The 17,376-nt window shown below is 71.4% G+C and carries 16 protein-coding genes; 6 read left to right on the top strand and 10 right to left on the bottom strand.

What is annotated here, in order from left to right; genetic code table 11:
• Positions 1 to 112: 112 nt before the first annotated feature.
• Together JYK18_RS19255 and JYK18_RS19260 are read right to left on the bottom strand one after the other, a co-directional pair.
• Entirely contained in the window at positions 113 to 1,147 is a 1,035-nt protein-coding gene (locus tag JYK18_RS19255) for a radical SAM protein (RefSeq protein WP_206803345.1), read from the bottom strand.
• Positions 1,148 to 1,157: 10 nt separating this feature from the next.
• Positions 1,158 to 2,168 (bottom strand): hypothetical protein, encoded by a 1,011-nt coding sequence (locus JYK18_RS19260; RefSeq protein ID WP_206803346.1) that lies wholly within the window; start codon positions 2,166 to 2,168, stop codon positions 1,158 to 1,160.
• 182 nt (positions 2,169 to 2,350) lie between these two features.
• Between JYK18_RS19260 and JYK18_RS19265 the strand changes: the two genes are divergently transcribed.
• Positions 2,351 to 3,091: a hypothetical protein gene (locus tag JYK18_RS19265; RefSeq protein WP_206803347.1), complete on the top strand. Its 741-nt coding sequence runs from the start codon at positions 2,351 to 2,353 to the stop codon at positions 3,089 to 3,091.
• On the opposite strand, the gene JYK18_RS19270 is transcribed toward JYK18_RS19265, so the two are convergent.
• Positions 2,984 to 3,850 (bottom strand): LysR family transcriptional regulator, encoded by an 867-nt coding sequence (locus JYK18_RS19270; protein ID WP_206803348.1) that lies wholly within the window; start codon positions 3,848 to 3,850, stop codon positions 2,984 to 2,986. The two genes, JYK18_RS19265 and JYK18_RS19270, sit on opposite strands and share 108 nt — an antisense overlap.
• Positions 3,851 to 3,949: 99 nt before the next feature.
• Between JYK18_RS19270 and JYK18_RS19275 the strand changes: the two genes are divergently transcribed.
• Positions 3,950 to 4,426 carry a cupin domain-containing protein gene (locus JYK18_RS19275; protein ID WP_206803349.1) on the top strand — a complete coding sequence of 159 codons (477 nt, stop codon included), beginning with the start codon at positions 3,950 to 3,952 and terminating at the stop codon, positions 4,424 to 4,426.
• Here JYK18_RS19275 and JYK18_RS19280 read toward each other — a convergent pair.
• The 7 genes from JYK18_RS19280 to JYK18_RS19310 all read right to left on the bottom strand — a co-directional run bounded on the left by JYK18_RS19280 (position 4,418) and on the right by JYK18_RS19310 (position 12,601).
• On the bottom strand, positions 4,418 to 5,599 hold the full coding sequence (locus JYK18_RS19280) for an alpha/beta hydrolase (RefSeq protein ID WP_206803350.1): 1,182 nt from the start codon (positions 5,597 to 5,599) through the stop codon (positions 4,418 to 4,420). The genes JYK18_RS19275 and JYK18_RS19280 overlap by 9 nt on opposite strands.
• A gap of 41 nt (positions 5,600 to 5,640) precedes the next feature.
• The gene (gene cysC / locus JYK18_RS19285) at positions 5,641 to 7,467 is read right to left on the bottom strand and encodes an adenylyl-sulfate kinase (RefSeq protein WP_206803351.1); all 1,827 of its coding nucleotides are present in this window, start codon (positions 7,465 to 7,467) and stop codon (positions 5,641 to 5,643) included.
• A complete protein-coding gene (cysD, locus tag JYK18_RS19290; RefSeq protein ID WP_206803352.1) occupies positions 7,467 to 8,369 on the bottom strand; it encodes a sulfate adenylyltransferase subunit CysD in 903 nt (300 codons plus the stop codon). Before cysD ends, cysC begins: the two co-directional genes overlap by 1 nt.
• A 573-nt stretch (positions 8,370 to 8,942) precedes the next feature.
• Positions 8,943 to 9,569 carry an alpha-ketoglutarate-dependent dioxygenase AlkB gene (locus tag JYK18_RS19295; RefSeq protein WP_206803353.1) on the bottom strand — a complete coding sequence of 209 codons (627 nt, stop codon included), beginning with the start codon at positions 9,567 to 9,569 and terminating at the stop codon, positions 8,943 to 8,945.
• 34 nt (positions 9,570 to 9,603) lie between these two features.
• Complete coding sequence (locus JYK18_RS19300; RefSeq protein WP_206803354.1) at positions 9,604 to 10,263, bottom strand: response regulator transcription factor; 660 nt, start codon at positions 10,261 to 10,263, stop codon at positions 9,604 to 9,606.
• A gap of 38 nt (positions 10,264 to 10,301) precedes the next feature.
• The gene (locus tag JYK18_RS19305; RefSeq protein WP_206803355.1) at positions 10,302 to 10,916 is read right to left on the bottom strand and encodes a helix-turn-helix transcriptional regulator; all 615 of its coding nucleotides are present in this window, start codon (positions 10,914 to 10,916) and stop codon (positions 10,302 to 10,304) included.
• The gene (locus tag JYK18_RS19310; RefSeq protein WP_206803356.1) at positions 10,916 to 12,601 is read right to left on the bottom strand and encodes a BTAD domain-containing putative transcriptional regulator; all 1,686 of its coding nucleotides are present in this window, start codon (positions 12,599 to 12,601) and stop codon (positions 10,916 to 10,918) included. The genes JYK18_RS19305 and JYK18_RS19310 overlap by 1 nt, the downstream gene beginning before the upstream one ends.
• Before the next feature lie 60 nt (positions 12,602 to 12,661).
• Here JYK18_RS19310 and JYK18_RS19315 point away from each other — a divergent pair, with 60 nt between their 5' ends.
• The 4 genes from JYK18_RS19315 to JYK18_RS19330 all read left to right on the top strand — a co-directional run bounded on the left by JYK18_RS19315 (position 12,662) and on the right by JYK18_RS19330 (position 17,373).
• Complete coding sequence (locus JYK18_RS19315) at positions 12,662 to 13,336, top strand: response regulator transcription factor (protein WP_242579275.1); 675 nt, start codon at positions 12,662 to 12,664, stop codon at positions 13,334 to 13,336.
• Entirely contained in the window at positions 13,333 to 14,574 is a 1,242-nt protein-coding gene (locus JYK18_RS19320) for a sensor histidine kinase KdpD (RefSeq protein ID WP_206803357.1), read from the top strand. The genes JYK18_RS19315 and JYK18_RS19320 overlap by 4 nt, the downstream gene beginning before the upstream one ends.
• Positions 14,575 to 14,665: 91 nt before the next feature.
• Positions 14,666 to 16,417, top strand: coding sequence for a fibronectin type III domain-containing protein (locus JYK18_RS19325; protein WP_206803358.1), 1,752 nt, complete (start codon positions 14,666 to 14,668; stop codon positions 16,415 to 16,417).
• Positions 16,414 to 17,373, top strand: a complete 960-nt coding sequence (locus JYK18_RS19330; protein ID WP_206803359.1) for a MoxR family ATPase — start codon at positions 16,414 to 16,416, stop codon at positions 17,371 to 17,373. Before JYK18_RS19325 ends, JYK18_RS19330 begins: the two co-directional genes overlap by 4 nt.
• The last annotated feature ends 3 nt before the right edge of the window (positions 17,374 to 17,376 follow it).

Raw genomic sequence — 17,376 nt, forward strand, 5'->3', positions numbered from 1 at the left:
CGCCTTCAGGCCGCCCGCTACGCTGCCCGCCGCCGTGGGTTTCGAACACGTTAAAACTGTGAAATACCGACAGTTGACACCCCGCGAAGATTCATTCCAGGAGCGAAACTTTCTACACGCGGATGATCCGCTTGTACGACACGGAGAGCACCCGCGGGCGGTCGTGGCTGCCGGACCGGCCGCCGGTGTACTCGCTCGCGTTCACCGTCGGATCGGCCGCGTACCGCGTGAGTTCGTTGTCCCGCCCAGGATTCGCCCTGAAGCGGCCCTCCTCGACGCGGCCGAGGAGGGCGTCGGTGCCGAACGCCTCCGACGAGATGTAGACCTCCCCGTTGGGGTACAGCACCACGCGATCACCGTCGGCGTAGAAGCTGCCCGCCGCGTGCGGGTGGTACTCACCTGACGCGCACAGCGCCCGGTACTCGGCTTCGCTGACGAACAACGGCGGATACCGCACGCGGAGGTCACCGTCGTCCCGGGCGAGTCCGCGCAGCCGTGCGCAGGCTTCGGCCCAGTGGTCCGGGCCGACCACCAGTTCGGGGTGCGCCAGTGCGTTTCCCATGGGCGACACCAGGTGCAGGTTCAGCAGGCGGACGCCGAGTTCCCGGCACAGCGCGAGCATCGACGGGAGTTCGTCCACGGTGGGCCGCGTGACCGTGTGCGTGATCTCCACGGTCCAGCCGCGGTCGACCAGCCACCGGATGTTGGCGCTGGTCCTGGCGAAGGTGCCGGCACCACGGACCGAGTCGTGCGGTTCGGCGCTGTGGCCGTCCAGGCTCACCGCGACGAGGAAGTCCGACGGCTCGGCCTTCGCCGAGTCGAAGTGGAAGAAGCCGGTGAGGTTGGTGGTGACCCGCAGTTCACCGACGCCGAGCGCGGTCAGGCCGCCGAGCACCTCGTTGATCCCCCGGTACAGGAACGGTTCCCCACCGAGCACGGTGACCCGGCGCAGGCCGGGGAAGCTCGCGGCGAAGGCGACCAGATCCGGGGCGTGGTAGCTCTCCGCCGCGTCGAGCAGTCGATCGCCGACGTAGCAGTGCTGGCAGCGCAGGTTGCAGGCGGAATTGACGTAGAGCACCAGCTCCCGCGGTCGCAGGCCCAGCCGCCTCAGTGAACCGGCGACCTCGGGGGAGACGGTTCTGGGCACGGCGGCGCTCCTATCGCGGCGCCACCAGCACGGACTCCGCCTCCGACACGGTCCGGTCGATGTCGGCGAGGTAATTCATGAACGGATGGTACCCGGTTTCCAAGGTCCACCCCAGAACCATTGCCTCGTTCCGGAAGCTGGGCGTGTTCGGAATGGGGAGCAGAACCAGCCGGTCGTCGGAGACCACCGCGTCGTAGTTCGAATGCGCGATCGGAACGTAGACCAGTCGCTGTTCGCCGATGGCCCGGGCGATCACCGGCAGTTCACCGTGCGCGGTGGCCGGGTCGAAGACGAACCGTTCGAAGAAGTGCTTGGTCTGCGCGATGACCACCTGGTCGTCGCGCGAGACTATTTTGACCTGGCCACCGTCGGCCAGTATCCGGCGCATCGCCTCGCCGAGCGCCGTGGATTGCTCACTGCTCTTGCTGAACCACGATTTGTTCGTGCCGCCGACCAGGTAGAACCTCTTCCGCGCGGAAAAGCACAGGTCGTTCCAGAAGCGGTACACGTCGGGCATGGCGAATTTGGTGGCGTAACAGGTCGGTGCGAAAACCGGGTTCTCCTCCGGCGCGTCGGCGACCCGAGCGGGCGACGCGGTGGTGCCACCGCTTTCGGCGGGTTCGCGGGCCAGTGCGCGCAACACCATCATCAGATCCCGGTCGAGCGGTTCCTTGCGGTAGTTGCTCTCCCAGGTCCAGTGCTGGTCACGGAGCTTGGCCACGGCCGCCCGCCGATCACGGGCGGGCACCCCGGCCCAGTCGTCGAGCGCGAAGAGCATTTCCATCGCGGCCCGGTCGTTCTTCACCAACCTGGCCGTGACCACCCGTTCGAAGATCTCGATGAACCGGCGCGCTTTGGCGTTCGGTGAGGCGGACGCCCCGGTCGCGCCGGTGACCACCGGGAGTTCGAGCAGTGGTGAGGTCTCCAGTTCGGCGGCGTACAGCCCCGGCGGGATGAGCGCTTTCAAGGCACCGAGGTACTGCTTGAGCTGTTCCGGTTCCCGGGTGCGCTCTGCGGCCAACGTGATTCCCCTCGTTTCGTGCACCGGCGGTTCACGACATCAATCGGACGGTTCCCGGCGGTTTCCGACCTTCTTCGACCGAACGGGTGAGACTCGACGGAACCGGGCGGAGTTCGGCGCCCGGTTCGGCGTCCGGGCGGCGCAGACTCGGGGCACGCCGGGTGCGTGAAGGAGTAACCGCCATGCCCAACACCCTTGCTCGCCGGATCAAACCGTGTGCCGCTCGCCTGTTCCCCGGCACACCGTACCGCCGGTCGGCGGGCCGCGGCGGACCGCGGCACCGGTCGATCATGGTGCTGGACCTGACCGGGTTCGGTGGCTGGGACAACCGCGCGCAACTGCGTGCGCGGGCGGTGCTGCGGGGTGCGGTGCGATCGGCGTTCCGCGCTTCGGGGGTGCGCTGGTCGCGGTTGTCGGTGGAGGACCGGGGCGACGGGCTGATCGTGCTCGTGCCCGCCACCGTGTGCAAGGTCGCGCTGATCGATCCGTGGCTGGCGGAGCTGACCTCGGCGTTGGAGGTGGCGAACGCGGGTGTGCGCCAGGAGAACCGCCTCCGCCTGCGGGTCGTGCTGCACGCCGGTGAAGTGCACCGGGATCGCGCGGGATGGGCGGGCAGCGATCTGAACCTGGCTTGCCGCCTGGTCGGCAACGCACACGCTTACCGGCTCCTGCGCGACCTGCCGGAGACGACCGTGGCGCTGACCGTTTCGCCGGTGATCTACGACGGCGTGGTGCGGCACGGGTACCGGCGGATCGATCCCCGCGAGTACCGGCGCATCCGGGTGGTCGCCAAGGAGGTCGATACCGCGGCCTGGTTACGCGCAGGCGGCGGCCAGCGCGCGGATTCGGCTGGTTTCGCCGGAGGTGAGCCAGACCAGGCCCCAGTGCACCGGGGGTGCGTGCCGGAACGGGATGAAGCGTAGGGAGGGGCGGGCGAAGTAGTCCGCGGCGTGGGCCGCCAGTGGGCAGATGCCGGTGCCGGTGGCGACGGCCGAGAGCAGTTCCTGGAAGGTGCGGACCGGCTCGCCCCGGTGCACCGGGTGGCCGTCCGGGGTGAGCCACGGGTCGTCCTGCCAGTACGGTGCCGGTGGGTGCGCGGCCCGCAGGACGGTGTCGCGGGCCAGATCCTCCAGGGTGACGAACTCCTTGGCGGCCAGGGGATGCCGGGACGACACCGCCAGCACCATTTGTTCACTGTGGACACTCGGGCCGGTGGTGATGTCCGGCTCGTCGGCCGGGAGCAGGGTGATCAGGGCGTCCACCTCGCCGTCGCGCAGGAGGGCGAAGGGATTGGCGAAGTCGGCTTCGCGGATTCGTACCACGCACCCGGGATTCTCGCTTCGGAAGATGTCCAAAGTGGACGAAATTAGTTCCGCGACCCCGGGCGCCTCGAAACCGAGGCACAGTTCGCCGGTGACGCCGCGACCGGCGGCCTTCGCCCGCGCGAGCCCTTCCTCGATCCGGCGGTAGGCCGGCCGCAGGTCGTTGCGCAGCCGCTCGCCGATCGGGGTCAGCGCGACCCGGCGGCTGGTCCGCTCGAACAGCGGGGCACCGATCTGCCGCTCCGCCTTCCTGATCGACTGGCTCACCCGCGCCTGCGACACCCGCAGCCGCTCGGCGGTGTGGCCGAAGTGCAGCTCCTCGGCCAGCACCAGGAAGATCTCGATCTCGCGCAACTCCACGGATCGATAATACTGAGGTTATCGAGCGTTGCGCCGATCGTCGTTGTTCCGCCTGCTCAGCGCCACAACACTGGAGTCATCACCGAAGAAGGAGCAACGATGAACCACCACCTGGTCCGCGCCACCGAAGCCGAAACCCTGACCGGCGACCCCGGGGCGCTGATCGAGCTGCTCGCCGACACCGGCACCACCGGCGGCGCGCTCACCGCGAACCGCACGATCTTCCGCACCGGCGCCGACGGTGCGCCGCCGCACTTCCACACCAAGGCGTCCGAGCTGTTCTTCGTGCTCGACGGCGAGCTGGAGGTCCTGCTCGGCGAAGAGGTCGTCATCCTCAAGAAGGGCGACCTGCTGGTGGTGCCGCCGCGCACCCCGCACGCGTTCGGCGCGGTCGAAGGCAAGGAGGCCGACGTGCTCTTCGTCTTCGCGCCGGCCATGGGCCGTTTCGACTACTACCGCCTGCTCGACCGCGTGCACCGCGGCGAGACCGAGCCGAAGGAGATCGGCGCCTCGCAGGAGCGCTTCGACAACCACTACGTCGACAGCCCGGAGTGGCGCAAGGCCCGGTCACACTGAGATGAGCCTGCCGAGGACGAGCCGGGCGGTGAGCAGCCTGCCGAGCACCTTGCCCGGACCCCGGCGCGGCAGCGCGGCGAGCCGCGGCGCCAGTCGCGGCAGCCGCCGGTGCCCGCCGTCGGCGACGATCCTGGCCGCGGTCAGCGCGGCCCGCCGGTGCGTGTCGAGCGCGCTGTGCCCGGTGTCCGCCAGCGGCACCAGCACCCCGTCCGGTGCCAGCGAAGCGATGCGGGCGGCGATCGAGCGCGGGGTGCGGATGTCGTTGTCGCCGGACAGCACCGCCACCGGCCAGTGGAACCGGCGCAGCGCGGTGGTCAGGTCGAACGGCTCCCCGCGGAACGGCGGGTACCGCGGCGCCAGATCGGCGAAGTAGAGGTTCACGTCGAGCGGTTCACCGTCGGGCTCCGGCGCGAAGCCGAGCTCACCGAAGGCGATCGCGCCGACCAGGTCGAACTCCATCACGAACCGGTTCACCTTGGTGGTCTCCAGCTCGCCGAGGCCGTGCAGCCACCGCCACACCCCGGCGCCGCGACCGCTGGCCATCAGCGCCAGCAGCCGCTCGACCTGCTGTTTCCCGCCGAACTCGTGCACCACCTGGAGCACCTGCCCGGTCTCCTCGGCCGCCACGATCCCGGCGTCGATCAGGCCGGTCAGCGGGCCGCCGAGGTACAGCTCGCGCAACGCGGCGCGCTGCGCGTGGTCGTCGTCCGCGGACAGCATCGGCGAATCGAGCACCATCGACCGGACGCGGCCGGGGTGCCGCACGCCGAGCCCCTGCGCGAGGTACGTGCCGTACGACGAGCCGTACACCACCGCCCACCGCACCCCGCAGTCGTCGAGCACGGCGGCCAGGTCCTCGACCACCTGCTCCACGGTCAGCGCGGAGAACGGCAGGTCGTCACCGTTGTCGTCGGTGCGCGACAGCCCGACGCCCCGGTGCTCGACCATCACCACGTCGAGCCCGCGTGCGGCGGCCTCCCGGCGCAGGTGGTGGTACGGCAGGACCGACGCCAGTCCCGGTCCGCCCGGCACGACCAGCAGCGGGCAGTCGCTCGGCGGCCCGGCGCGCACGTAGTGCAGGTCGAACGAACGCCCGTCGCCGAGGGGACGGCGCAGCCGGTGCACCCCCGGCATGGCGGCGACCCGGGCGCGCAGGGCTTCCCCCTTGATCATCGTCGACCTCCTGCGGTCGAACATAGCAAGGGAGCAGGGGGTTACCGCAGGTGCGAAAGAACGAGAGCGGCCATCACCACCGGATCGCCGTCCTCCGGGCGCAGCACCAGTTCCGGCTCGGCCGGGGCCTCGTACGGGTCGTCGATGCCGGTGAACCCGGTGATCTGCCCGGCGCGCGCCTTGGCGTACATGCCCTTCGGGTCGCGGTCCTCGCAGATCTCCAGCGGCGTGTCGACGAAGACCTCGATGAACGGCAACCCGGCGAGTTCGTGCGCGGCCCGGACCTTCGCCCGGTCGGCGGTGTACGGGCTGATCAACGACACCACGGCGACCACCCCGGCGTCGGCGAACAGCTTCGCCACCTCGCCGGCCCGCCGCACGTTCTCCGCGCGGTCCTCGGCGCCGAAGCCGAGCCCGGCGTTGATGCCGGTGCGCAGGTTGTCGCCGTCGAGCAGGTACGCGGGGCGCCCGGCGTCGACGAGCAGCCGTTCGATTTCCACCGCCACACTCGACTTGCCGGAGCCGGACAGGCCGGTCAGCCAGATCGTGGCGCCGCGCGTGCCGCGTTCCTCCCTGGCCACCGCGGTCGCCTGCCAGACCACGTCGGCGGTGCCGCCCGGCGCGAGCACGGTACCGGCCGCGACCGTGCCGCCGGTCTGCTCGTCGATCAGGATGAACCCGCCGGTGGCCCGGTTGCGGCGGTACTCGTCGAAGAAGAGCGGCTCCTGGGTGCGCAGGCTGATCCGGCCGATTTCGTTGATTTCCAAGGAATCCGCGTGCTCGTCGCGGTGCAGGGTGGTGATGTCCAGCCGGTAGTCGACCGCGCGCACCAGCGTCCGGGTGCTGCGCGTGGTGTGCTTGATGAGGTACTTCGTGCCGGGGGTCAGCTCGGTGCGATCGGTCAGCCAGCAGACCATCGCGTCGATTTCCTGGCTGACGTGCGGTTGGTTGCGCGGGCGGCAGATCAGGTCGCCGCGGCCGACGTCCAGCTCGCCGTCGAGTTGCACGGTGACCGCCTGGGGCGGGAACGCCTCGGCCAGCGGTTCACCGCCGGGGCCGGTGATCGCCGAGATGGTGGTCTTGGTGCGCGACGGCAGCACGAGCACCTCGTCGCCGGGTTTGAACACGCCGCCCGCGATCGTGCCCGCGTACCCGCGGAAGTAGCCGTCCTCCTGCTGGCGGCGGATCACGTACTGCACCGGGAGCCGCGCGTCGATCAGGTTCCGGTCCGAGGCGACGTGCACCTCTTCCAGGTGGTGCAGCAGCGAAGTTCCTTCGTACCAAGGCATCGCGGCGCCGCGGTGCACCACGTTGTCGCCGGTGAGCGCGGACATCGGGACGAAGGTCAGGTCGTGCACGTCCAGCTTGGCGGCGAACCGGCCGAACTCGGCGCGCAGTTCGTCGAACCGGTCCCGCGACCAGTCCACCAGGTCCATCTTGTTCACGCACAGCACGAGGTGCGGAATTCCCAGCAGTGAAGCCAGGAACGCGTGGCGGCGCGACTGCTCGACGATGCCCTTGCGCGCGTCGACGAGGATGAGCGCGAGGTCCGCGGTGGAGGCGCCGGTGACCATGTTGCGCGTGTACTGGATGTGGCCGGGGGTGTCGGCGATGATGAACTTGCGCCTGGGGGTGGCGAAGTAGCGGTGCGCGACGTCGATGGTGATGCCCTGCTCGCGTTCGGCGCGGAGGCCGTCGGTGAGCAGCGCGAGGTTCGGCTGGTCCTCGCCGCGCTCGCGGCTGGTGCGCTCGACGGCGGCGAGCTGGTCGGTGAACAGGGCTTTCGAGTCGTAGAGCAGCCTGCCGATGAGCGTGGACTTGCCGTCGTCCACGCTGCCCGCGGTGGCGATCCGCAGCAGTTCGGTCATCAGAAGTACCCCTCCCGCTTGCGGTCTTCCATGCCCGCCTCGGAAATCCGGTCGTCGGCGCGGGTGGCACCGCGCTCGGTGACCCGGCTCGCGGCGACTTCGGCGACCACCGCCTCGGGGGTGGCGGCGGTCGAGGCCACGCATCCGGTGCAGGTCGCGTCGCCGACCGTGCGGAAGCGGACCAGGGCTTCGTAGGGTTGCTCGTCGGCGCGCGGGCTGAGGTGCGGGCCGACGGCGAGCAGCATGCCGTCGCGTTGGAAGACCTGGCGGCGGTGCGCGTAGTACAGCGGCGGGAGTTCGATCTCCTCGTCGGCGATGTACTGCCAGATGTCGAGTTCGGTCCAGTTGGAGAGGGGGAAGACGCGGATGTGCTCGCCGGGGCGGTGCTTGCCGTTGTAGAGGTTCCAGAGTTCGGGGCGCTGGTTGCGGGGGTCCCACTGGCCGAACTCGTCGCGGAAGCTGAACACGCGTTCCTTGGCGCGGGCCTTTTCCTCGTCGCGCCGGGCGCCGCCGAAGACGGCGTCGAACCTGTTCTCGCTGATCGCGCGGAGCAGCGTGGTGGTCTGGAGGCGGTTGCGACTGGCCTCGTCGGCGACGCGGCCGGCGTCGATGTCGTCCTGGACGCGGGCTACGGCCAGCCGGACGCCGAGCTTGGCGACCGTGCGGTCGCGGAACTCGAGGACCTCGGCGAAGTTGTGGCCGGTGTCCACGTGCAACACGCCGAAGGGGAGTGGGGCGGGCCAGAAGGCACGCGCGGCCAGGTGGAGGAGGACCACGGAGTCCTTGCCCCCGGAAAAGAGCAGCACGGGGCGCTCGAAGGTGGCCGCTACCTCGCGGAGGATGTGGACCGCTTCGGCTTCGAGTGCTCGCAGGTGGGTCAGCTGGTAGGTGCCCGCCGCCATCGACCACGCTCCTCCGCCGTCGGGTAGAACGTGTTCTAATTTGCCACCGGGGAGGCGCCCCGGTCAATGGGCAGGCTTCGCGCGAAGGGTTGGCATCGCGAGATGGCGCGACTTCGCGGCCAGTGTGGGGCGGCGTGCCGCCGCGCGGGCTCAGCACCGCGCCGGCTGGGCGCTCCGTGGCCTGGGCGCTGCGCGACTTGGTTGCGCCGGGTGGTGCGCACCACCCGGGCCGGGCGCCGTGCGGGCTGACTTCGCCAGATGGCGGGCGCCGTGCGGGCCGAGTGCCGTGCGAACCGGGCGTTCCGCGGGCTGGTTCGCCGAGCGGCGGGCGGCGCGCCCTGAGCGGTGGCGCGCGGGCTGCTTCGGCGAAGCGCCGTGCAGGCTGAGCGCTGCGCGGGTTGGTTGCGCCGGGTGGTCTGCGCCGTGCGGGCTGGGCGCGCCGCGCGGGTTGGTCTCGGCGGGCGGCTTGCGGCGTGCGGCCTGAGCGCCGTGCAGGCTGGCTTCGCCGAGTGCCCGGTAGAGCCGCTCGGCGGCGCGCGGCGGAGGCCGTGCCCCGGATTCAGTTGTGAGAGGTTATCGGACTCCTCTCGGGCGGAATTGGATGCTGATCCTCGGGCCCACCGCCTTGCTCGTTTTCGGGATGGCGTGTTCCCAAGTGCGCTGACAGGAACCACCCATCACGATCAGGTCCCCGTGCCCCAACGGCCGCTTCACGACCTCGCCGCCGCCGCGCGGGCGGAGGGCCAGGGTTCGTGGCGCCCCGACGGACACGATCGCCACCATTGTGTCCTCGCTGCTCCCGCGGCCGATCGTGTCCCCGTGCCACGCGACGCTGTCCCGCCCGTCGCGGTAGTAGCAGAGCCCGGCCGTCCGGAACGGCTCGCCGAGTTCCGCCGCGTAGTGCGTGCTCAGCTCCTGCCGCGCCGACGCGAGTACGGCGTGCGGAAGCGGCTGCGACTCCTCGTAGAAGCACAACAACCGCGGCACGTCGACGATCCGCTCGTACATCCACCGCTGCTCCCCGTGCCAGGGCACCTCGTGCACCAAGCGGTCGAACAGCTCGCTCGCCCCGGTGAGCCAGCCGGGCAGCACGTCGATCCACGCGCCGTCGCCGAGCGTGGTGCGCTCGATGCCGTTGAGCGGGCGCAACCCGATCTCGGCCGCGGTGTCGAAAAGAGACCCCTGGAGCTCGGTGGACATGCCGCCAACCATACACGAAGATCGAACACCTGTTCTACTCTTCGAGTCGGTAACCCACGTTCCGCACGGTGTGGATCAGCGGGGGCTGCCGCAGCTTCCGGCGCAGCTGGCCGATCAGCACGTCCAGCACGTTCGACGCCGGATCGGCCATCTCGTCCCACGCGCTCCTGATCAACTCCGCCCGCGGCACCGGCTGCCCGTCCGCCGCCAGCAGCAGCCGCAGCACGGTGAACTCCTTGCCGGTCAACGTGAGCAGCACCCCGCCGCGGCGCACCTCGTGCCGCCCGGTGTCCAGTTCGAGATCACCCCGCCGCAGCACGGGCGGCGGACCGGACCCCAGCCGGCGGCACAGGCTCCCCACCCGCGCCACCAGCTCCGGCACGGCGAACGGCTTGACCACGTAGTCGTCCCCGCCGTCGCGCAGGCCGGCGATCCGTTCGGACACCGCGTCCATCGCGGTCAGGAACAGAACCGGGACCGCCCAGCCCGACCCCCGCCGCGCCCGGACGTAGTCGAGCGAGTCTCCGCCGGGCAGCTTCCGGTCGAATACCACGCAGTCGTAGGAATTGACGTACAGCGCCTCGTCCGCGGCCGGGAGGTCGGCCACCGCGTCGACCGCGAAACCGGTGCCGCGCAAGGCGGCGGCCACCGCCGTCCGGAGATCTTCATCGTCCTCGACCACCAGCACACGCACCCACCGATACTAGTGGTCACGATCGGCGGATCCACCGATTACCCCGACGGACTGCCGACCGCAACCACTAGGTGAGCGGCTTCCCCCACGCCGGCGGGCAGCCAGCCCCGGTCCGCCGCTCGTGCTCCCGCCTGGAACCGGCTCCGCGCGCCGAGTCGCAGCATCAGGTCCGCCGCGGTCCGCCGGACGGTGCGCACCGAGACACCCAGCCGCAGCGCCGCCGACTCGTCGGTGATCCCGCTGGACAACAGCGCCAGCAGCTCGCGCTCCCGCTCGGACGGCAGTTCCTCCCCGCGGGGCGCTGAAACCGCCCAGATCCGTTCGAACAGCTCGACCGTCGTGCCGATCACCCCGGGCAGTTCGAACACGGCGAACCCGTTGCGCTCGGCCGGGAGCACGGCGAACCGGCGGTCCACCACCAGCGCGTCCGTCGGCACCTCGGGCGCGGTGCGGATCTCCGCACCGGGCGGCAGCGCGAACTCACCGGGGCACAGCACGCGGTAGGCGACCCCGCGCCGCAGGTTGTACCGGTCGATCTCACGCGGCCTGGCCAGCGCCAGCGACCCGGTGCTCAGCACCAGCACCTCGCTCGTCGCGGTGGCCAGCAGAGCGGTCAGTTCCCGGTTCCCCCGGGTCAGGACAGCGACCCCCATCACGCCACCCTGGCCGGGAGCCCGGTGGCGGCCACCGACCGGACCGCCGGGTGACAGGCGTAGACCTCACCGGCGCGGGGATCGAGCAGGTGCCGGTCGGCCAGCGCCTCCAGCGCCCGCATCGCCTCCGCGCGGCTCAGCCCGGCCAGCTTCGCGGCCAGTTGCACGTCCACCTCGGCGTACCGGCCCAGTCCGGCGAACAGGCGCCGCTCCGGTTCGGCGAGCCGCCGGTAGCTCGGTTCGAGCAACTCGGCCATGCCCGGCAGGCCGTCGGCGGCGAGCCGCGCGGCCAGCCTGCCCACAGTCCACAGTGGACGCGAGCGCAGTCGGGCCGCGGCGGCGCGGAGCACGGCGGGCAGGCCCCCGCACAACCCGACGAGTTCCGCCACCGCCGCGGGTTCCGCGTCGGTGCGCCAGTCGCCGACCCCGGTGCGGAACATCTCCGCCGCCGACCACGCGTCCAGCGGCGTGAGGGTCAGCCCCCGGGTGTCTTCCACGGCCAGCGCCCGGTTCCGCGTGGTCACCAGCACCAGGCAGCCCGCGGTGCCCGGCAGCAGCGGCGTGACCTGGGCCGCGTCCGCCGCGTCGTCGAGCACCAGCAGCACCCGGCGCCCGGCCAGTTCGCCGCGCCACAGCGCCGCGCGCTCGTCCAGATCGGCCGGGATCGCCGAATCCGGCACCCCCACCGCGCGCAGCAACCGAGCCAGCGCGTCCGAAGCCGACAGCGGGGCGTGCGCCCGCAGGTCGACGAACAACCGCGCGTCGGGGTAGTCCGCGGCGACCTCGTGCGCGAACCGCACGGCCAGCGCGGTCTTCCCGACGCCGGGCATGCCGTCGACCACCAGCACCGGCACCGGCCCGCCATGCCTCCGCTGTGCCCGCAGCGCGTCCAGTTCGGACTCGCGTCCGGTCAGCGTTGGCAGGTCGCGGGGCAGGTCGTCGCACCGGCGACGGCCACCGGGTTCCAGCGCCTCGGTGAACGCGGCGTTCAGTTCGGGGCCGGGTTCGATCCCCAGTTCCGCGGACAGCAGGGTTCGCGCCCGGCTGAAGGCGGACACGGCCTCCTCGCGCCTGCCCGCCCGGTGCAGCGCACGCACCAGCCGAGCCCACGCGCCCTCGCGCAGCGGGTCCTCGTCGACCAGTTCGTGCAGCAACGCGATGGCGTCGGCGAAGCGGTTACCGGCGAGCCACACGTCGGCGAGGCCGAGCCGCAGTTCGTGGCGGAGTCCCTCCAGCCGGGTGAGCACCGGCTCGGCGAACTCCGTGGCCAGCCCGTCGAACGGGCGGCCGCGCCACTGGACCAGCGCCTCGGTGTACCGGCGCGCGGCTTCGTCCGCGTTGCCGTCGGCCAGCGCCTGCCTCGCCGCCGGGACCGCCGCGGTCACCAGGTCGGTGTCGAGTTCGCCGTGGTCGACGCGCAGCCGGTAGCCGCCCGGCCTGCTCTCGATCCGGTCGCCGGGCAGCACCCGCCGCAACTGCCAGATGTAGGTCTTGAGGTTCGCCTCGGCCGAGGCGGGCACGGCCTGTTCATGCCAGGTCGCGCCGATCAGCTGAGCCACACTGGTCCAGCCGTTAGGGTTCAGCAGCAGGGTGGCCAGCACCGTGGTCGGTTTCCTGGCCCCCAGCTCGAGCACGGCCCCCGCCGGTGTTCGTGCCTCGAGCGGCCCCAGCACCCGGAACAGCACGCCGCACCTCCTCGTTCGATGATCTGCGGCCCACCTTCCAGCAGCACACATGAGGATTCGATGACAGCAACAGGCCAGGCGCGGGTGATGGTCGTCGAGGACGACGAGGATCTGCGGGTCGCGGTCGCGGCCGAGCTGCGCGCGGCCGGGCTCGACGTGGTGGTGGCGGGCGATCTGGCCGCCGCCGGGCAGGTGCCGCCGCCGCTCGCCTGCGCGGTGTACGACCGGATGCTGCCCGACGGCGACGCGATCACCCACGTGCACCAGCGGCGGCTGACCGGCTGGGCGGTGCCGGTGTTGTTCCTGACCGCCCGCGACTCCCTCGCCGACCGCGTCGACGGCTTCGCCCACGGCGGGGACGACTACCTGGTCAAGCCGTTCGCGCCGGGGGAGCTGACCGCGCGGGTGCTGGCGCTGTGCCGCCGTGCGGGTGCCGGGCGCCCGTCGGTCCTGCGGCACGCCGACCTCGAAGTGGACTGCGCGCGCCGCGAAGTCCGCCGTGGCGGGGTGCTGCTCACGCTCAGCGGCAAGGAGTTCGCCGTGCTCGAATACCTGGCCGCCCGCCCGGACCAGGCGGTGCCCCGCGCCGAGCTGCTGGAGCACTGCTGGGACGCCGAGGCGGATCCGATGTCCAACGTGGTCGACGTGGTGGTCCGGCGGTTGCGGCGCAAACTGCGCGAACCCGACCTGATCCACACCGTGCGCGGGCGCGGTTACCGGCTGGCGGACTCGTGAAGAGCGTCTCCGCCGAGCGTCTCCGCCGGCTGCGCGTGCTGCTGACCCTGTTGTTCACCACGCTGAACGCGGCCGGGTTGATCCTGCTCGCGTGGCTGGTCGTGCAGTCCGACAGCGCGTACGGCGAGCAACTGCTGGACGGCGAGCTGAACCGCGTCACCTCCACCTCCGCCCGGCTGGTCCAGTACGGCGACGGCATCGTCACCGACTACATCGGCAAGGACGTGCTGAGCGACCAGTGCCCGCAGTTCGCCGTGCTCCCCGGTGGGGCCACGCCGTTTTCGCCGTACTACAGCGCGCGCAACTGCGTCGAGGTGGACCGCGCCGTGCTCGACCAGCTCGCGACGCAGACCGTCACGACCAACCGCGTGCTGCACACGTACGTGAACGACGGGGACGCGCGGGTGCGCACCGAGGCGTTGCGCAACGAATCCGGCCAGAACATCGGGGCCGTGGTCGCCTGGAGCGACGCGCGGCAGGTCGCCGCCGACCACCAGCAGCTGGTGCTGAGCGTGGCGGGCGGGTGCCTGGTGCTGGTCGCCGCGGTCGCGCTCGCCGGGCACGCGCTGGCGGGCCGGGCGCTGCGACCCGCCGCGGCCGCGCTCGAACAGCAGGAGGTGCTGCTCGCCGAGACCGCGCACGACCTGCGGACCCCGGTCGCCGCGCTCCGGGCACTGGCCGAGACCGCGCTGCGGCACCCCGACCAGCGCGCCGAACTGCTGCCGCGCACGGTCCGGCTGGCCGGGCGGATGGGCGGCATCATCGACGGGTTGCTGGTCCGCGCGCGGCTCGCGGCCGGGGTGGAGCAGCTGGCGATCCAGCCGGTGTGGCTCGACCAGTTGGTCACCGCCCTGGTCGAGGAAACCCCGCACGAGGGCGCCCGCGTCACGGTCACCGCGGCGGCGACCAAGGTCTCCGCCGATCCCGCGCTGCTGCAACGGGCCATCGGCAACCTGCTGGACAACGCGCTGCGGTACGGGAAACAACCCGACCAACCGGCGATCGTGCACATCACGGTGGCGGGCGGCCGGGTCACCGTGGCCGACCACGGACCGGGGATCGACGCGTCGCTGACGGACGACGCCTTCGACCGGTTCAGCAGCGGTGGTGGTTCGTCCGGGCTCGGGCTGGCGATCGTGAGCTGGGTGGCGCAGTCGCACGGCGGCACGCTCACCGTCTACAACGCGGAGGAGGGCGGCGCGATCTTCGAACTGGCGCTGCCGGTCCTCCGCGGCTGAATGTACCGGTAATGGACCGTTACTGGACCGGTTGGCCTATTCTCGCTGTGTGATGGCGCGGGGTCGGGGCCGGTGGCGTGGTCGTTCACCGATGGTGATCACCGTGGTCGCGGTCGCGACCGCGGTGGGGGTCGCCGTGTCCGGTGCGGCGAAGCCCGACGGCGGCATCGACTTCTTCCAGTCCGGGCACTGGGTGTTCAGCAATCTGCTCGGCACCGTGTTCCACATCGACGGCGCCAGCCGCAACGTCGACGCGCAGCTGGCACTGCCCGGCGCCGATCCCGGCAGCCAGGTGGTCCAGGGCGAAACCGGCGGATATGTGGTCGGTGGCAACCGGATCATCGAGTTCGGCAAGTCCGATCTGGCCGTGGAGAAGACGATCTCCCCGCCGGCCGACGAGCGGCCGGTGGCGCTGGAGGTCGCGGGTGGCCCGTACCTGGTGTACCGGCAGGCCGGGCAGATCGTCCGCCTCGGTGACGACACGCTGACCGTGTCCGCCGGGGGCAAGCTGGGCGAGCCGGTCGCCACCACCGGTGGTGACATCTGGTTGCACCACACCGAAAGCAACGCGATCTGCGAACTGGCGCGCGACGCCGACCGGCTCGAATGCCCGACGAACGCACCCAGCGGGCACACCGGCGGGCTGACCGTCGTCGCCGATCGCCCGGTGTTCGTGGACACCTCCACCGACACCGTGCACGCGATCGACGGCAAGAACCTCGGCCCCGGCACCGCACTAGGTGTCGACGCGCCGCCGAACGCGCGCCTCGCCTCGACCGACGTCGGCGGCCGGATCGCCGTGCTCGACGGGCCGGGCAAACGCATGCACCTGGTCGACACCACACCCGCGAAGGCCAACCCGGTCACCGTCGACCTGCCCGACGGGGACTACGCCGACGTCGCGTCCTCCGGGCAGTCCGTGGTCCTGCTGGATCGCGCCAAGAACAACGTGCTCACCTACGACCGCGACGGCAATCCGCGCAAGACCACCCCGGTCCCGCCGAGCAAACCGCGGCTGTCCAGGGGCGAGGATTCCCGGGTCTACGTCGACAGCGACGACGGCGGGCACGTGCTGGTGGTGGACAACGACGGCGCGGTCAACCCGGTCGACGTGGCGCGTGAGCGGCAGCCCACGCCGCCGCCCGTGCCGGTGCAACCGCAGCAACCGCCCCAAGCCCAGCCGCAGCAACCACCGCAACAGCGCACCCCGCCGCCGGCGAAGCCGAAACCCCCGTCGCAGCCGGAAAAGCCGGCTCCGCCCCCGGCGAAACCGGCCAGCCCGCCGGGCGCGCCGCCCGGGGTCAAGGCCACCGCCGGGAACGCCGCGGTCACGGTCAACTGGGGTGCCGCGTCCCCGAACGGCGGCGCGATCTCGAACTACCACGTCTCCTGGACCTCCAGCTCCGGCAGCGGCGAGAAGACCGTCGGCGGTGGCGTCCGCTCGACCTCGCTCAGCGGCCTGACCAACGGGACCACCTACGTGGTCACGGTGACCGCGCAGAACTCCGCCGGACGTGGTCCCAGCGCCAGTTCCGCCGGGGTGACGCCCTCCGCACCGAAGTCGATCACGATTTCGCGGGGTACCCCGGAGGCGTACAACGACGAGTGCTCGCTGCCCGACTGCGCGTTGATCCGGGTGGTGGCCAAGGGGTTCGAGCCGGGCACCCGGGTCAGGTTCGTCCCGCACGCCAACTCGTCGTACACCAACGAGGGCAAGACCATGGAAATCGATCCGGACGGCACGGAGTCCTTCGAGGCGTTCCACTTCGGACAGGTGGGGCGCACGGTGTGGGTCACCGCGGACGGCGTCGAATCGAATCGAATCGTGTGGGAGGAAGGGTGACCCAGCCGAAGTCGGCCGAGGTCTACGAACTGCTCGCGGCCAACGTGCAGCAGGTGATCCGGGGCAAGCCCGAGGTGGTGCGCCTGGCGATCACCGCGCTGCTCGCCGAAGGCCACCTGCTCGTCGAGGACGTGCCCGGCCTGGGCAAGACCACGCTCGCCCGCTGCCTCGCGCGCAGCGTGGGCGGTTCGTTCAACCGCATCCAGTTCACCCCGGACCTGCTGCCCGGCGACATCACCGGCGTGATGGTGTACCACCAGAAGGAGGAGCGCTTCGCCTTCCACGGCGGGGGCATCTTCGCCAACGTGGTGCTCGCCGACGAGATCAACCGCGGTACCCCGAAAACCCAGTCCGCGCTGCTCGAGGTGATGGCCGAGCGCACCGCGACGGTGGATTCGGTGCGGCACGAGGTACCCCACCCGTTCCTCGTGGTGGCCACGCAGAACCCGATCGAGATGGAGGGCACCTACCGGCTGCCCGAGGCCCAGCTCGACCGGTTCCTGATGCGGTTGTCCGTCGGGTACCCGGACCTCGACGCCGAGATCCTGGTGATCATGAGCGACTGCGCGGGGATCAGCCCCGAGGACCTGCCCGCCGTGGTGGACCTCGGGCGGCTCAAGGAGGCCATCGCGGAGGTGCGCGCGTCGCACATCGACCGCGAGGTGTGCGCGTACGCGGCCAGGCTGGCGGCGGCGACCCGGACGCACGCGGCGATCCGCTACGGCGCGAGCCCGCGCGGCAGCATCTCGCTCGTCCGCGCCGCGCAGGCCTACGCCGCCACCGCCGGCCGCCTCTACGTCACCCCGGACGACATCAAGGACGTGGCGAAGCCGGTGCTCGCGCATCGCCTCGTGCTGACCGCCGACGCCGAGCTGAACCAGCGCGGCGCCGACGACGTCCTCGACGAGATCCTGGCGGCCGTCCCGGTGCCGTCGGTCAACGCCGCGGGACGGTGACCT

This window comes from Amycolatopsis sp. 195334CR (assembly GCF_017309385.1).
GTDB lineage: Bacteria > Actinomycetota > Actinomycetes > Mycobacteriales > Pseudonocardiaceae > Amycolatopsis.

Bases quoted from the DNA above. Each gene is read 5' to 3' on its own strand.
- JYK18_RS19265 (WP_206803347.1), top strand. From the start codon at position 2,351: ATGCCCAACACCCTTGCTCGCCGGATCAAACCGTGTGCCGCTCGCCTG.
- JYK18_RS19275 (WP_206803349.1), top strand. From the start codon at position 3,950: ATGAACCACCACCTGGTCCGCGCCACCGAAGCCGAAACCCTGACCGGC.
- JYK18_RS19280 (WP_206803350.1), bottom strand. From the start codon at position 5,599: ATGATCAAGGGGGAAGCCCTGCGCGCCCGGGTCGCCGCCATGCCGGGG.
- cysC (WP_206803351.1), bottom strand. From the start codon at position 7,467: ATGACCGAACTGCTGCGGATCGCCACCGCGGGCAGCGTGGACGACGGC.
- cysD (WP_206803352.1), bottom strand. From the start codon at position 8,369: ATGGCGGCGGGCACCTACCAGCTGACCCACCTGCGAGCACTCGAAGCC.
- JYK18_RS19295 (WP_206803353.1), bottom strand. From the start codon at position 9,569: ATGTCCACCGAGCTCCAGGGGTCTCTTTTCGACACCGCGGCCGAGATC.
- JYK18_RS19305 (WP_206803355.1), bottom strand. From the start codon at position 10,916: ATGGGGGTCGCTGTCCTGACCCGGGGGAACCGGGAACTGACCGCTCTG.
- JYK18_RS19315 (WP_242579275.1), top strand. From the start codon at position 12,662: ATGACAGCAACAGGCCAGGCGCGGGTGATGGTCGTCGAGGACGACGAG.
- JYK18_RS19325 (WP_206803358.1), top strand. From the start codon at position 14,666: ATGGTGATCACCGTGGTCGCGGTCGCGACCGCGGTGGGGGTCGCCGTG.